Here is a 15624-nt window from a genome sequence, read left to right as displayed (position 1 = left end):
ACATCGGCGGCGGCCGGACAACGGCCTCCGCCTGGGAGCGGCCGAAGGGGTAGCAGTGCGACTTGACGTCGCTGTGAAATATTTATTTATGATCTGATTCACGATGAGATTTTCTCAGTCGAACGCATGAGGCTTGCGTGACGGGTTCCACCTTCAGCTCCGGGCCGGCTGCGACCGGCATCCTGTCCCGCGTGCGGGAGCTGCAGAACGAGCTGCCGCCGAAGGCGCGGCAGATTGCGGAGCTGGTGCTGGCCCGGCCGGAGCCGTTCATCCACATGTCGATCACCGAGGTCGCGGAAGCCTGCGGGGTCAGCGAGGGGACGATCGTGTCGTTCTGCCGGCGGGTGGGCGTGCGCGGCTTCCAGGAGCTCAAGATCATGCTGGCGCGGGACCTGATCGAGCCGGTCAGGCTGATCCAGGAGGATCTGCATCGCGGCGATGATCCGGCGGCGGTCACCGACCACATCTTCGCCGCCCATGCCGCCTCGCTGCAGGAGACGCGGCGGCTGCTGTCGATGGACGCGCTGGCGCTGGCGGCGAAGCTGCTGCGCGAGGCGCGGCGGATCGAGATCTACGGCATCGGCAGCTCGGCGCCGGTGGCGCAGGATCTCTCCTATCGACTGCTGCAGCTCGGCCTCGCCGCGAATGCCATCGTCGACTCCCACGTCCAGGCCGTCAGCGCGGGCATGACTGGCCCTGAGGTCGCCACCGTCACCGTGTCGCATTCCGGCAGCACGGTCGAGACGGTGCTGGCGACCAAGCTGGCGCAGGCGGCGGGCGCACGGACCATCGGCATCACCCGGCTCGGCAAGTCGCCGCTGGCGGCGCATTGCGAGGTGCTGCTCTACACCGTCGCCAACGAGACGCGCTACCGGCCGGAGGCGATGAGCAGCCGCGTCGCGCAGCTCGCGATCATCGACACCCTGGTCAGCTGCTGCGCGCTGACCGACACCGAGCGCTCGGTCGAGAAGCTGCAGCACGCGGCGCGCATCCTGTCCGAGAAGCGCTACTGACATCCGCGGCCCGCGCGCGACCTAGATCATGATGCGTTTCGACGGAAACGCATCATGATCTTATCTTTTTGTTTGAGCATGATCTTTTCGGAAAACCGGTTTCCACTTTTCCGGATCATGCTCTAATAGTCCTTCAGCAGCCGCTCGATGTAGTCGAGCTCGACCTGCGGCCGCGACTGATCGCCGAGGCGGCGGCGCAGTTCTTCCAGAATGCGCCTCACGCGCTGGACGTCGATCTCGCCCGGAATCTTCTGCGAGAAATCGTCGATGTCGCGTCCCGGATGCATCGGGCGGCCGAGCGGATCGGTCTGCTGCGCGCCCTGCTGGCGGCCGGCGCGCTGACCAGGGCCGTCGCCCGGCTGGTCGCCGTCGCCCTGCTGCATCGCCTCGGCCAGGCTCTGCGCGCCCTTGCGCAGCGCATCCAGCGCCTTGCCCTGCGACTCCACCGCGCCGTCGGCGTTGCTGTCGCCGAGCTGGCTGCCGGCATCGCCCATCGCGCCATCGGCCTCGTCGAGACCGTCGCCGGCATCGCCCTGGTCGCCTTGATCACCGGGATCACCCTGCTGTCCGGGCTGCCCCTTCTGGCCTTTCTGACCCTTCTGTCCCTTTTCGCCCTTCTGGCCCATGCCGCGCTTGGCGAGCTGCTCCTGCAACTGCTTCAACCGGTCGCGCAGCGCCTGCTGATCCTGCTGCAGGTCGCCCATGCTCGGGTCCTGGTCGCCCTGCTGATTCTTGCCGCGGTTGCGCCGGGAGTCCTGGCCCTGCTTGAAGGTCTTGTCGCGAAGCTGCTGCTGCTTGCGGATCATGTCGCCGAGCTCGTTGAGCGCCTGCTCCATGTCCTGGTCGCCGCCCTGGCCCGGCTGCGCCATCTGCAGATTCTCAAGCATCTGCTGCAGCTGCTCGAGCAGCTCGCGCGCGCCCTCCTTGTCGCCCTGACGCGACAGCCGCTCCATGCGGTCGATCATGTTCTGCAGGTCCTGCTGGCGCAGCACCTTGGTGTTCTGGTCGAGCGGCCGCTGCGCCATCTGCGGGTTGTTGCGCAGCTGCTCGGCGAGCTGGCGCATGTAGTTGTCCATCGCCTTGCGCAAATCTTCGGCGAGCTTCTTGATCTCCTCGTCGCTAGCGCCGCGCTCCAGCGCCTGCTTCAGCGCGTCCTGCGCCGCGCGCAGCGCCTTGTCGACGTCGGAGATGTTGCCGTCCTCGATCGTCAGCGCGAGCGCCCACAGGCTGGCGACGACCTCGCGCAGCGCATCGTCGGTGCGCGCGGCCTCGAGCTGGCGGGTCACCGAGCGCAGGCCGAGATACTGGCCGGGCTCCGGTGTGAACATTTCCGGGGCGATCGCCAGCGCATCGAGCGCGGTGAACACGTCGGCATTGCGGTTGCCGTCGAGCGCCAGAATCCTTCGCTGCTCGATCAGCGCCCGCGCCAGCGGTTTTGTGAACAGCCGCTCCGGCAGCTTGGTCTCGAACGGCTCGCTGGTGCCCTCATTGCCGGCCTCGTCCTTGGCGGTCAGGGTCAGCGTAACGTCGGCGCCGGCATAGGGGTCCTCGCTCAGGTCCTTGACGGTCTGGCCGAGACCGTTGCGGGTGCGCGCGTTCGGCAGCACCAGCGGAAACTCCGGCGGCTGGAACAGCGGCCGCGCCGCGGGCGCGTCCGGCTTGGTCTCGGCGGCGCGCGCGGCGACCTTGGCGCGGGCTTCGGTGACGCCGTAATCATCCTCGATCTTGTAGGACAGTTTCAGCGAGCCGCGCGCCTGGCGCTCGGGGTCCTTGGCCATGCTGATGACCGGCGGCTTGTCCGGCGTCGCCGCGAACACCCATTGCGGCTGGCCCGCCGGCGCGCGCACATGCACGGTGCCGTCGGACTTGACGACATAGTGCTTCTCGGTGGTGCCCTTCGGCGCGGCTTCGCCGGCGGCGACCTCGTTCGCTCCGGCCTCGGTCACGCCGCCGCCGGTGATGACGTCGAGCGTGCCGCCGCTGGAGCGGATGATCAGGGTCGAGCCCGCGGGCACCACGATCGGGCCGTTCGCCGGCACTGCGCCTTCCTTGTTGGCGGCGGACAGGATGATCGGGGGCTTGGCGGTATAGAGCGGCGGCTTGACCCAGGCATCGACGCGGATCGCGACCGGCGTCATCACGCCGTTCCAGTCGAATGCGGAGGCGATGCGCATCGGCCGCTCGTCGCCGGCGGCAAACCAGGTCGCGACCAGGAGCACGACGACCAGCGCGCGCACCGCCCAGGGATCATGCAGCAACAGCCGCGGCCGCGGCGTGCCGGCGCGGATGCGTTTGACGGAGGCGAGCGTGCGCTCGCGCTGCGCCTGCCACAGCGCCTGCGCGATCGGATCCTTGGTGGTGAGCGTATCCGTGAGCGCGGTGGCCGGACGATGCGCGATGCCGGAGCCGCGATCGAGCCGCGACAGCCCCTCCTCGCGGCTTGGCCAGCGATACTTCAGGATCGGCACGGCGGCGCCGAGCAGCAGCAACAGGAACAGCGACACGCCGATCATGCGCGCCGCGAACGGCAGGCCGAGCCACAATCCGGCCCAGGACACGATCAGGAACAGGCCGATGACCATCAAGAGCCGCGCGAGATGCGGCCAGCCGCGCTCCCAGGCGATGGCATACCGCGCCCGCTTCAGCGCCTGCGCCAGCTTGAGCCGCGCGAGGGCATCGCTGGAAAGCCGATCGGGAGTGCTGCTTGCCGGCGAGGCCGGCTCGTTCGTGAGGCCGCTCAACAGTCTCTCCAGGTTGCCCGGATGTTCACCCTACCACAAAGGCATCCATGAGGCACGCACCGTGCCAAGACTTTCCCGCCTGCGCAGGGGGATCACACGGGAGTGTGACCGGGGCGGTTCCCGAAAATTCACGGGAGCCCGCCGTCGGTCCGCTCGTCGGAGCCGGCGATCGCGGCTACGCTGGGTCCCACGCTTCACCCCGAACGCAAACGGACCAGGCATCATGAACCTCCTCTTCGTGGCAGTCGCGCCGATCTGCTTCCTGGGAGCACTCGTCGCCGTGGTTGTCGCGATCTACTCGTTCTTCGCCATGCTGCAGAACGAACGGCCCGACAACAGCATCTGGCTGACGTCGTTGCTTGGCCCACTCATTCTCTTCATTCCCGGCCTCTGGACGGCGGAGGGCAACAGGGCGCGCGTGCGGCTGATTATGAGCTTGCTCGTGTTCGGCGCGTGTTTCTTGGTCCTGATGTTGCTGGGCGTCGGACAAAAGTAACGGTCAGCAGCCCCGCCCGCGCCGCAATACGCCTCGACGACGCCATCAGCGCACAGCACCGACGGTCACGTCACCGCTCTCCGTACTGGCATGAGGCTCCATTCTCGCGGCGCGGTTTCCGCCCGAGCTTTGCAACACGTACCGCCCTCCTCCAAACAGAGGGCGCAGGGAAGGCCAGGTGCCGACTGGCACCTGCGGTCCGCGTGCAACAAATAAGCACGCGGCAGAACCACAGGCTCAGCCGGGATCACCCGGCCTTCCCTGCGCGATGGTGTTACGAATTATACGCGCTCTTCCCGGGGACCGGCTTGTTGGCCCCGTCGCGGACGACACGTCCTCGCCCACTTGGCATCAGCACCGGGATGCCAGAACCACGCGACTTCCTCGTCGCACCGGGATCGTTCGTCCGCGCGAGCAAGCCCGCGCTGCGTCCCCATGCGCCCACCGCATCCCGCACCCGACGTCCGTGACGATCGCGAAGCGCCCCCTCAGCGGGACGGGATGCGGAGAGTAAAGCACGATTTCGGATAAAGCGCAAGAAATATTTTCGGGCGACGGGACTCGGTACATCAACTCTCGGGCCTGGCGATAATGCTGAATTTGGTCGTCGTGCAATGCGGATAGATAGACAGGCAACGCAATTCCTGCTGGCCTCCCTGGCCTTCACGGCTTCGTCTCCAGTCTGGGCTGGGGGGCTACGCCTTCGATCCAGATGGCTTGTTGTCATTCCTTGCATCGATCAGAACAATATCTTTGTTGTCCGAAAGCCCGAGGTCCGCAAGAATTGCGGCAACCCGCTCTTCCTCCTCGGCCGTGAAGAACATAATCACTTTGATCGCACTATCCGCATCACTCGCTTTCTTGTAGATTTCGACTTGCCGTTCGAGATTGCGTTTCAACTGCGTGTTTTTTGCGAGCTTCATCTCGACGATCGTCTTGTCCGTGGCGCCACGGGAGATTTTGAAATCAGCCGGTCCGCGACCATCGTTCACTTCGGTGCTCACATCAGACGTAGAGCCAGGCCAGACGAGACGATACGCGATTTGGAGATCGGATTCGCGCTGGATAGCCACGCCGCCGCTGTAAAACAGCCGGTGACCTCCCTTGTTTTCGATCACGTCCTTCAGATAGGCTACTCGCTGGTGCGCTTCATCGTATGTGGTGCCGCGGACACGATAAAACTCCGTGTTTTGCTGCAGCAACTCGCGCAGGTGTTTGAGCTGCGTGACGAGAAGCTGTTCCGTGAGCCTGACCTTTTCATTGGCGATACTGGTCGCTTCAGCGCCGCGCTGTTCTTTAACCTTTATGTAATAATCGATGAGCTGCGGAAACTGCAAGATCGTGCGACGCGCGGCTTCTGCCTGCTCCCTCTGATTCGGATGCCGGCGAGGATGCCGAGGTAAAGCTTTCTCGAAATAATTGGTGACCAGTCCACGCAGCTGCCCATCGGGGATCGCGAGTGGGATTTCTTCGAACCGCCTCACCAAATCCAGTTTGTTAATCCAGTTCTCGTCCCGAGTTAGCAAATCTTTCGGACACAATAGAACGTAATCGTCATCCGCCCATGGCAGGCGATATGTCTTGCTCTCCCATGTCTCCGTCTCATAGTTAAAAATCGAGTTGTTGATCGCAACGTCGCGCGTCTGGTCATCCGGCAGGTGCTTCCGCGCTAACTCCTCCGTGTATTTGCAAAGGAAATCCTTGATCAGATTGGTGACGAAATCACTGATGTTGTCGCGACCGACCCCTTCTCGAATGAGGCACACCTTTTCTAGGTGGCTTCCCTTTGTCACGCTCTCCTCGCCGAATTCCGGAAAGAGCTTGTGTAAGTTCTCGTGGAGCGCTCGCGCGAAGTCGATGCCCAGGCCGCTGCCGGAGTTCCCCTTCTCCGAGAAACCTATCCAAGTCTGTTTGACCTCCGGAAAGCAATACCACGCGCGGAGCAGTGCCTCGCTGATTTCTCCCGCTGCCGCTTTGTCGCGAAGAAAAACCAGATACGCGATGATGCTCTCGTGCAGCGCGCGATAAATCGCCTTCTTGCTATTGAAGAGTAGAAAGGGGTCGATGAAAAATGGCAGGTCCGTTACGAGCGAGACATCGAGCGCGCCATGAGCTTCGAGCGCCGCCGCATCGATTCCGAACCGCTCTGAGAAAAAGATCATCAGTATACCTTATAGTTGCAACTAAACTCCCGACATGCAGACACCCTTGAACTAGTACGTAAGATGAAGACCTCGGCCTTAAGCCGAGGTCTTCTGGCACTTGAAAAAATTATGCCGCGTTCTGGCTGGTAGTGACCGGTAAGACTTGGCTACAAATCTTGTCCCATGCGGTGTCGGCGTCCACGGAAGAAGAGCTGACGCGATACCGCGATTCACCGATAACCAGAAGATGCGCCCATGTCGGTTGCGCATTCTTGATGACTTCACTGCCGAACGTTGGGCCTTCGGGCAATTCATTGCGCTCGCAGCTCAACAAGTGCCAATCAAGGCGAGCCAACGCGGCGGCCATGACTTCAAAGTCCATGTTGTGCTCGACGCAGTACAGGAAAGCCCGCGCGAAGATCGCCATACCGATGCCGCGCAACGCCACGTCACCGCCCTTCACGTCGCGCAAGGATCCGGTGGTGACGTCGGAAGATGGGTCCTTGCGGGCCTTCTCCAACGCCGCCAGTTGCGGCAGATGGCGGACGAGCGCCGCGAAGAAATCCTCGGCGCCAGCGGTCTTCGCTGCTTCTGTTAGATCCTGATTCGAGTGATGATCCACAATGTGGGCAATGAACATTCGCACCGCGCTCATCGACCAAATCATCCGAGATTTCCCGGACAGATTGACGTTCGACGCAGTGGCGTCCACGTACTTCGATAAGAACGGCAGGGACATCACGAGTTCGCGGCTGCGCTGGTTGCGCAGATCGCGGACATCGAAGGTTGCCACCAGTGATTTCGGGATTGCCTTCGCCTTGCCGCAGTCGGCGAAGTCCTGATGACTGTCCGATCGGCTGTTCTCAAATACAATTTTGACGTCAACGGCGTTACGCTTCAGCGCCTCTTTCGCTTGCTCTTCAACCTTCGGGCTGGTTAAGATCTCGTCGATCTGAGAACGGCGGTGCGCGCCATCGGTGGTGTCGAGCTTCGCCCCCTGCGGAAGCAGAAGGATAGCCGGCCATGCATTGGTACCGTCGCTACCATTGGCGAACAGAATGAGCGTGGCTACCGGCGAATCATCTTCGAGGCCGACGCCGTAGTTGAAGGTGAAGGCTGGCAGAATGAATTTGTCGCCGGTGCAAGCAGTGTTCATCAGGTAATTGCGCACCTGTTTGGCATGGCTCGACTCCTGCGGCCTGTTCGAGTGCTCGGTCACCTCGCGCACGTTATCTTTCTTGCGCGAGCGGTCGGCCTTGCTCACTTCCACCATCTTTTGGATCGGCATGGCAGTGGTGAACTGGAGGCGGGAGCCCTGGACAAAGGCGGTGCCGAAGAAGCTTTCTCCGGCATACCCCATCATCGAACGGCGTCCGATCTCCGACATCAACGATTCGAAGCTATCGGTGGTCGTCACTTTAACGTGCGGCGGGATGTTGATATCGGCTAGTGCGGGGACTACGATAGGCATAGCGATTTTCTCCAAGATGATCGCGAGTTTCCAAAGGGCCGCCTCGGGTTCCAGCCGGGGCGGCCTTCGCCGTTTAACAGGCCATTTCGAAGAAATCCACTCGAAATTCAGTTCGCTTCGAAGAAATTCGTTCGAAATCGCGCTGCGCCGCGGCATGGCGCTGATGGCGCGTAAGAATTCCCGACGACAATAATCGGTTGCACCCGCCCCGGAAGCTGGCTGCCGGTGCCATATTACTCTAATCAGAAGCGCGCTCTAGGCTCTTCTGCATTCGGTGAATGGTATCTCCGGCGCCTAAACGGCGGTGATGATGGCGAGGGCGGCCGCTGGCTCCAGTTCGCTTCCACAGCCAGTGGGCCGTCACGGCCAAACCGGCGCCCCGATCAATCCCGCGGTTGCCGGGAGCCGCAGACTAGGTTGGCATTCTGCACCGCCTGGCCGGCAGCGCTGAACATGGTTAGAATCTCGCGCCGGCACCACGCCACAGCGAACCGTGAAACAAGAAGGAATCAGCCTCTTAAATTTCGCTTGATTCTGGCTTCGTGGACCCTGGGTTGATGTTCGTTGACCCGTGTTCGGACTACAAAGTCTACGTCTCCGCCACCGGCTGGAGGATAGATCTCGCCGACATATGTCTCAGATTTGCGAGGATCAATCCTCTGGCCATTGTAATCGATCGCGGTACCCTTGGAGCCAACGTGGCCCTCGTCCGAAGTCAGCCTAACCCCACCGGTGCACGACATACTTAGCAAGGCCAACGAAACATCGGCCCGATTTTCAATTCTCAGCTCATAATTCAATGGGCCACCGGCGAAGCCAGTTACGTCGAGATCTATTACGGGATCTTTAGCTGCTTTTTCAGCTTTTCGATCGTTATGCTTATCAACTCGCCCCCAAACGAAACTCGCCATGCTGATTAAGATCGCTAGCGCAGAGGCGCCGCGGGCGAACCAGTCGATTGTTGGTTGGGGAGGATTCGCCACTGCACCACTCGGAACTCCCGTGTCAGCCAGTACGGCGGCACACCACAGACCGACAGACCACAAACTAACTACTACTGGTACGAGGACGCGCTTCACCATAAGATCCTCCGCATAGTTCGCTTCGGCGCTGATTTACTAAGTTATACCTTCAATTCAGATCTATTTGTATGACGCTGGCTGATCGGACACGATCGCGAGGTTTCCCGACGGAAGAACGAACTCAAGACGTGCTTGCTGTGACGGTGATCGACGCCAAATCATACCGATTATGAACTGTTAGTCCAGCAACGGCGTCGGCGTGTCTAGTTGATGAATTGCTCGCCATTGATGCGCAGACAGATCACGGCGGCCGGATAACTTCCAGCAACTCCCGCACCAGCGCGCGCGAGCGTTGTGGGTGCCGGACTCCCGGCGAGGAGATCGCCCGCTGAGCCTCCGGCGGAGCGCGGTCGAAGCGAGGCTGTCACCGCTTTCACACCGGGTCGACGACATGCCGATCTCGATCATCCTAGCGACGAAGATCGACTCGGCAAGCCCTCACGGCCAAACCGGCGCCCCCTCCAGCCCCGCCGTCTCCGGTAGCCCGCACATCAAATTCGCATTCTGCACCGCCTGGCCGGCGGCGCCCTTGCCGAGATTGTCGACGACGCCGAGCGCGATCACCAAATTGCGGTCGGGGTCGGCGGCGTAGCTGACGAAGGCGAGGTTGGAGCCGGTGGCCCATTTGGTCTGCGGCGGCGTGTCGGTGACGCGGACGAAGGCGCTGTCACGATAGAAGCGGCGGGCGGCGTCGAGGCATTGCGCCGTGGTGGCGCGGCCGCGGGCGTAGATGGTGGCGAGGATGCCGCGGGTCATCGGCACCAGATGCGGCGTGAACACGAGGCCTGTGGCGCTGCCGCCACCGAGGCGCGCGATCGTGCTTTCGATCTCGGGCATGTGGACGTGCCTGAGCAGGCCGTAGGGGATCAGGTTCTCGTTGCTCTCGGCGTAGCCGAATTTACTGTCGCCGCCGCGGCCGGCGCCGGAGATGCCGGTCTTGGCGTCGATCACGATGTTGTCGGGCGAGATCAGTTTTTCGGCGAGCAGCGGCGCCAGCGGGGTCAGCGCCGCCGCCGGGAAGCAGCCGGGATTGGCGATGCGCGTCTTGCCCGCGATCTCGCTCGGCCAGACGTCGGCGAGGCCGTAGGTCCAGCCGTCGGCGTAGCGGTGGTCGCCGCCGATGTCGACGATCTTCACCTGGCCCGGCACGCGCGCCAGCGCCTCGCGCGAGGCGCCGGTGGGGAGCGAAGCGAACAGCACGTCGAGCGGCGGCAGCGCTGTGGGGTCCCACTTCTCGATCACGAGATCGGCGAGTTTTGCGGGCACGCCGGGGAAGCGCTCCGCCAGACGCTGGCCGGCGCTGCCTTCGCCGGCGGCGTAGACCAGCTCGAACGCGGGATGCCCCGCGACCAGGCGCATCGCCTCGCCGCCGCCAAAACCGGAGATCCCGACGATGCCGACGCGAATGCTCATGGGTGGGGGTCCTCGCAGAACAGTGTGACCGATCAGGTCGGGATTCTGACCAGGGAACGCGATCTCGCGGAGGCGCCTGATCCGGGTTAAACTAAAATCACCATGGTCAATAAGCAAACCAGGCTGCGGCCGTCAGCCTTGCCCCCGAGCGCCGGAACAAGTCCGATGTGGCCACAGACATGCGAGAACGCAGATGGCGAAGAAGCTGCCGCCGGTTCATCCCGGTGAAATCCTGCGGGAGGAGTTCCTCGTTCCGCTCAAGCTCACGCCCTATGCGGTCGCCGCCGCGCTGAACGTACCGCGCACCCGGATCGAGCGCATTGCGCGTGAAGAGAAACCGGTGACGGCCGACACCGCGCTGCGGCTCGGCAAATTCTTCAAGACCGGCGGTGCATTCTGGGTGAATATGCAGGCGCGATACGATCTCGAAACAGCGGAAGACACGCTCGCGCCTGAAATAGAGAGGATCGCGGCTTACGAAGCAGTGTGAGTAACAACTCGGCAGGAGGATCGTGGCAGTCACGACGATCTATGCTGGTGCGCCGAACGACCTGCTTATCAGTTACTCCGTCATGGCCGGGCTTGTCCCGGCCATCCACGTCGCTCTGCGCGCTCGGATGGACGTGGATGCCCGGGACAAGCCCGGGCATGACGTTGTGGAGACAGGCGAGCGCAACAGCGCGGGTAAGGTGTCGGGGCGATAGCGCCCCTCACAGCCACGGCGCCGGGGTGTCCATCGCGATCAGTTGCTCGACCTCGATGCGCGGGCGGATCACGGCGGACTGGTCGCCCTTGACCAGAACCTCGGGCACCAGCGCTCGGGTGTTGTAGGTGCAGGCCTGGACGGCGCCATAGGCGCCGGCGGTCATGATGGCGAGGAGGTCGCCGGGCTTGGGCTCGGGCAGCGCGCGGTCGAGGGCGAGGTAGTCGCCGCTTTCGCAGACCGGGCCGACGACGTCGGCCACGAAGGCGGGCGCGTTCGGCGCGGGCTGCTGGACGTGGAGGATGTCGTGATGCGCCTCGTAGAGCGTCGGGCGGATCAAATCGTTCATCGCGGCGTCGATGATGACGAAGTTCTTGGCCTCGCCGTGCTTCACATAGATCACCTTGGCGATGAGGATGCCGGCATTGCCGACGATCATGCGGCCGGGCTCGAACATCAGCGTGCAGCCGAGATTGTGCGACACGCGCTTGACCATCGCGGCGTAGGCGGCGGGCTCCGGCGGCACGGTACGGTCCAGGTGATAGGGGATGCCGAGGCCGCCGCCGAAATCGACATGGGAGATGTCGTGGCCGTCGGCGCGCAGGGTCTGCACGAAGTCGGCGAGGATGCGGAAGGCGGTCTCCATCGGGCCGAGATCGGTGATCTGGCTGCCGATATGGACGTCGACGCCGGTGACCTTGATGCCCGGCATCTTCGCGGCGCGGGCGTAGACGCGGCGGGCGTGGTCGAGCGGAATGCCGAACTTGTTCTCCGACTTGCCGGTCGAGATCTTGGCGTGCGTGCCGGCATCGACGTCCGGATTGACGCGGATGGAGATGCGGGCGGTGTGGCCGGTCTCCACGGCGAGGCGCGCCAGCAGGTCGAGCTCGGGCTCGGATTCGATGTTGAGGCAGTGGATGTCGGCGGCGAGCGCGGCGCGCAGCTCGGCCTCGGTCTTGCCGACGCCGGAGAACACGATTTTCCGCGACGGGATACCGGCCGCCAGCGCGCGCTTCAATTCGCCGCCGGAGACGACGTCGGCGCCGGCCCCACACTTGGCGAGCGTGCGCAGCACCGACTGGTTGGAATTGGCTTTCATCGCGTAGCAGATCAGCACGTCCTGGCCGGCGAAGGCGTCCGCGAACACGCGGTAGTGCCGCTCCAGCGTGGCGGTGGAGTAGCAGTAGAACGGGGTGCCGACGGAGGCGGCGAGTGTGGCGAGATTGACGGCCTCGGCGTGCAGCACGCCGTCGCGGTAGTCGAAATGGTTCATGGGGTTTGATCCGCGCGCGGGGCTGCGAAAAGGGTGATTGTGGCGGCGAATTGCCGGGAAATGGGGTGGAATGTCAAACCCGCGCTGCCACCCTCCCCTGGAGGGTGTCCCGCAGCTCCGCGCATCCAGGCGCGGGCGATCGCATTCGATGTCGTTCCGGGGCGCGCGAAGCGCGAGCCCGGAACCCATAACCCCAGGATGCCGTGTGGGGCACGCTCGGAGTTGCCGGCTCGCCACGCCGCAGCGGCCTGTGGCTATGGATTCCGGGCTCATTCGCGCTGCGCGCGAATGCCCCGGAATGACGAAATCATGGAGAGCGGGACTGTAGCGAAGGGAGACTGCTCCCGCGAGCCGAAGGCTTATTTGCTGTCCAGCAGCGGATCCAGGACGAAGGATTTCTTCTGGCCGCGGGCGGCGGCCGGGGCGCCGTCGGCGCCGTAGCCGGAATTGAACAGGCCGGGCTTGTTGGCGGCCTCGGTCGCGGTATCGGTCGGGGCAGCCGAGAGCTGGGGCGCCGGCGGGGAATTGGCGGGCAGGTCCAACGGGCCCTTGCGGCCGCAGGCGGCCAGCAGCAGCGCGGAGGCGCCCAGGACGAGAACGATCCGGGCGGCGGAGGTTGGACGGCGAGCGCTATTCACGTGTGAAATCCCCATGCGGGCGGCACCATACAGAGGTTGATCCGCCCTGACGAGTGCCGGAGTGCCACGCCAGGGCGATCAAATTTCGGACGGGAGCCCTACTTCCGCTGCTTTTCCAGTCGCTTCAGCCAGGCCTTGGCCTGCGCGGCCACGTTCTTCGGCGCGGTGCCGCCGAAGCTGGTGCGGCTCTTCACGGAGGATTCCACCGAGAGCACGCCGAGCACGTCGGCGGTGATCTTGGGCTCGACCTCCTGCATCGCCTTCAGCGGCAGCTCGTGCAGCGCGACGCCCTGCGTCGACGCCAGCGCGACGATGCGGCCCGTGACGTGATGAGCCTCGCGGAACGGCATCTTCAGCGTGCGCACCAGCCAGTCGGCGAGGTCGGTGGCGGTGGCGTAGCCCTCGCCGGCGGCGGCCTTCATGCGGGCTTCGTCGGGCACCAGGTCGAGCGCCATGCCGGTCATGGCGCGGATGGCGAGCGACAGCGCGGCGAACGCCTCCATCGCGCCCTGCTTATCCTCCTGCATGTCCTTCTGATAGGCGAGCGGCAGGCCCTTCATGACGATGAGGAGGCCGTTGAGCGCGCCGATGACGCGCCCGGTCTTGGCGCGGACGAGCTCGGCGGCGTCCGGATTGCGCTTCTGCGGCATGATCGAGGAGCCGGTGGTGAACTTGTCCGACAGCTTGATCAGGCCGACCAGCGGCGAGGTCCAGATCACGATCTCCTCGGCGAAGCGCGACAGATGCACGGCGCAGATCGATGCGGCCGAGAGCGTCTCCAGCACGAAGTCGCGGTCGGAGACGGCGTCGAGCGAATTGGCCATCGGGCGGTCGAAGCCGAGCGCCTCCGCCGTGGCGTGGCGGTCGATCGGGAACGAGGTGCCGGCGAGCGCAGCCGCCCCCAGCGGGGATTCGTTGAGGCGCTTGCGGGCGTCGAGAAAGCGGCCACGGTCGCGGCCCGCCATCTCGACATAGGCCAGCAGATGGTGGCCGAAGGTGACCGGCTGGGCGGTCTGCAGATGGGTGAAGCCGGGCATGACGGTGCCGGCGAATTCGAGCGCACGGGTGGCGAGCGCCTGCTGGTAGGCGGCCAGCGCCGCGTCGATGTCGTCAATGGTGTCGCGGACGAACAGGCGGAAATCGGTCGCGACCTGGTCGTTGCGCGAGCGCGCGGTGTGCAGCCGGCCGGCGGCGGGGCCGATCAGTTCGGAAAGCCGGCTCTCGACGTTCATATGGATGTCTTCGAGCGCGCGCTTGAATTCGAAGGAACCCTTGGTGATCTCTGACAGGATCGTGTCTAGACCCTTAGCCAGATTTTTCGCATCACCAGCCGTGATGATGCCCTGGGCGGCGAGCATGGCGGCGTGCGCCTTGGACGCGGCGATGTCCTGCGCGTAGAGGTGGCGATCGACGTCGATCGAGACGTTGATGTCCTCCATGATCTCGTCGGGACGTTCCGTGAACCGGCCGCCCCACATCTTGTTGCTCATGCCTGCCGCTCTTAAACCTTGATGACCGCGTCTGGATGGGACACACCGTCTGATGCCCCGAAATTCGCGCCTCTGATAGCCGCAACCGACCCGACATGACAAACGATAAGCCAGAGACGTCCCCTGCCCGCCCCGCCTCGCGCGGCCGAACCGTGCTGATCGCCGGCGCCGTGGCCGTGATTGCCGTGACCGGCATCGCGGCGGTGTCGTTCGGGGGCCTCCTGAAGGGCAAGCCGGCCGGCGACCAGGCCTGCCAGGCGGCGGTCGACACCGCGGCGCGGCTGGCGCCGCTGATCACGGGTGAGGTGGCGGCGCTGACCGCCGCGAAGGCGCCGCTGCGGCTGCCGGACCTCGCGTTCGAGGATGCCTCGGGCAAGCCGGCGAAACTGTCGGATTTCCGCGGCAAGACGGTGCTGTTGAACCTCTGGGCGACCTGGTGCGTGCCCTGCCGCAAGGAGATGCCGGCGCTGGACGGCCTGCAGGCCAAGCTCGGCAGCGACGCCTTCCAGGTGGTCGCGGTCAACATCGACACCCGCGACCCGGAGAAGCCGAAGACGTTCCTCGCCGACGCCAAGCTGACGCAGCTCGCCTATTTCAGCGACGCGAAAGCCAAAGTGTTCCAGGATCTGAAGGCGGTCGGTCGCGCCTTGGGCATGCCGACCTCGGTACTGGTCGACGGCCAAGGCTGCGAGATCGCGACCATCGCGGGACCGGCCGAATGGGACAGCGCCGACGCGCTCAAGCTCATCCAGGCGGCGACGTCGAAGGCGGCGGCGGGGCTGTAGGTCGTTCCATCACCACGGCCGTCATTCCGGGGCAGCCCTTAAGGGCTGAACCCGGAATCTCGAGATGAGTCCGACAAACTCTGGATTCCGGGTTCGATGCTCCGCATCGCCCCGGAATGACCGTGGATGAGGGAAAAGAAGTCGTCGCGCTCAGGCGGCGATATTGAGGTTGCCGCCCACACCCGGGCCGACATTGGCGAGCGACAGCGTCTGCTGGGCGCCGCCGAGCAGGGTCAGGACGGCGTCCTTCTGCGCGTCCAAATTCTGCTTCAAGACCGACGTCGCAACCTGCTGCTGGGTCGCACTCGCCTGCTGCGCCATGACCGCAGCCACCAAGCTCATATCCATACGCATATACCTCGTCTGAGCTGAACG

General features: G+C 64.2%; 12 protein-coding genes. 4 read left to right on the top strand and 8 right to left on the bottom strand.

All coding sequences use genetic code 11. From position 1 onward, the window contains the following. Positions 1–137 precede the first annotated feature (137 nt). A complete protein-coding gene (locus tag ACQR0Z_RS05265) occupies positions 138–1013 on the top strand; it encodes a MurR/RpiR family transcriptional regulator (RefSeq protein ID WP_434917886.1) in 876 nt (291 codons plus the stop codon). 122 nt (positions 1014–1135) lie between these two features. On the opposite strand, the gene ACQR0Z_RS05260 is transcribed toward ACQR0Z_RS05265, so the two are convergent. Further along, positions 1136–3754: a TIGR02302 family protein gene (locus ACQR0Z_RS05260; protein WP_434917885.1), complete on the bottom strand. Its 2619-nt coding sequence runs from the start codon at positions 3752–3754 to the stop codon at positions 1136–1138. Between the two features lie 223 nt (positions 3755–3977). On the opposite strand from ACQR0Z_RS05260, the gene ACQR0Z_RS05255 reads away from it, so the two are divergent. Next, complete coding sequence (locus ACQR0Z_RS05255; protein ID WP_434917884.1) at positions 3978–4250, top strand: hypothetical protein; 273 nt, start codon at positions 3978–3980, stop codon at positions 4248–4250. 695 nt (positions 4251–4945) lie between these two features. Here the strand turns inward: ACQR0Z_RS05255 and ACQR0Z_RS05250 are convergent. The 3 genes from ACQR0Z_RS05250 to argC all read right to left on the bottom strand — a co-directional run bounded on the left by ACQR0Z_RS05250 (position 4946) and on the right by argC (position 10360). Next, entirely contained in the window at positions 4946–6412 is a 1467-nt protein-coding gene (locus tag ACQR0Z_RS05250; protein WP_434917883.1) for a hypothetical protein, read from the bottom strand. Positions 6413–6521: 109 nt separating this feature from the next. Next, a complete protein-coding gene (locus ACQR0Z_RS05245; RefSeq protein WP_434917882.1) occupies positions 6522–7865 on the bottom strand; it encodes a DNA sulfur modification protein DndB in 1344 nt (447 codons plus the stop codon). 1520 nt (positions 7866–9385) lie between these two features. Next, a complete protein-coding gene (argC, locus tag ACQR0Z_RS05240) occupies positions 9386–10360 on the bottom strand; it encodes an N-acetyl-gamma-glutamyl-phosphate reductase (protein WP_434917881.1) in 975 nt (324 codons plus the stop codon). Positions 10361–10553: 193 nt separating this feature from the next. On the opposite strand from argC, the gene ACQR0Z_RS05235 reads away from it, so the two are divergent. Beyond that, entirely contained in the window at positions 10554–10850 is a 297-nt protein-coding gene (locus ACQR0Z_RS05235) for a HigA family addiction module antitoxin (RefSeq protein ID WP_434859844.1), read from the top strand. Positions 10851–11070: 220 nt separating this feature from the next. Here the strand turns inward: ACQR0Z_RS05235 and lysA are convergent, their stop codons facing one another. The 3 genes from lysA to argH all read right to left on the bottom strand — a co-directional run bounded on the left by lysA (position 11071) and on the right by argH (position 14464). Continuing rightward, positions 11071–12336 (bottom strand): diaminopimelate decarboxylase, encoded by a 1266-nt coding sequence (lysA, locus tag ACQR0Z_RS05230; protein WP_434917880.1) that lies wholly within the window; start codon positions 12334–12336, stop codon positions 11071–11073. Positions 12337–12695: 359 nt separating this feature from the next. Continuing rightward, positions 12696–12974 (bottom strand): LPS translocon maturation chaperone LptM, encoded by a 279-nt coding sequence (gene lptM, locus ACQR0Z_RS05225; RefSeq protein WP_434859842.1) that lies wholly within the window; start codon positions 12972–12974, stop codon positions 12696–12698. Positions 12975–13072: 98 nt separating this feature from the next. Beyond that, positions 13073–14464 (bottom strand): argininosuccinate lyase, encoded by a 1392-nt coding sequence (gene argH, locus ACQR0Z_RS05220; RefSeq protein WP_434917879.1) that lies wholly within the window; start codon positions 14462–14464, stop codon positions 13073–13075. 95 nt (positions 14465–14559) lie between these two features. Between argH and tlpA the strand changes: the two genes are divergently transcribed. Continuing rightward, the gene (gene tlpA, locus ACQR0Z_RS05215; RefSeq protein WP_434917878.1) at positions 14560–15249 is read left to right on the top strand and encodes a thiol:disulfide interchange protein TlpA; all 690 of its coding nucleotides are present in this window, start codon (positions 14560–14562) and stop codon (positions 15247–15249) included. 150 nt (positions 15250–15399) lie between these two features. Here the strand turns inward: tlpA and ACQR0Z_RS05210 are convergent, their stop codons facing one another. After that, positions 15400–15597, bottom strand: a complete 198-nt coding sequence (locus tag ACQR0Z_RS05210) for a putative motility protein (protein ID WP_172111345.1) — start codon at positions 15595–15597, stop codon at positions 15400–15402. Positions 15598–15624 lie beyond the last annotated feature (27 nt).

It is taken from the genome of Bradyrhizobium sp. HKCCYLS3077 (assembly GCF_051167555.1).
GTDB lineage: Bacteria > Pseudomonadota > Alphaproteobacteria > Rhizobiales > Xanthobacteraceae > Bradyrhizobium.
This window is presented reverse-complemented; position numbering and strand designations above follow the sequence as displayed.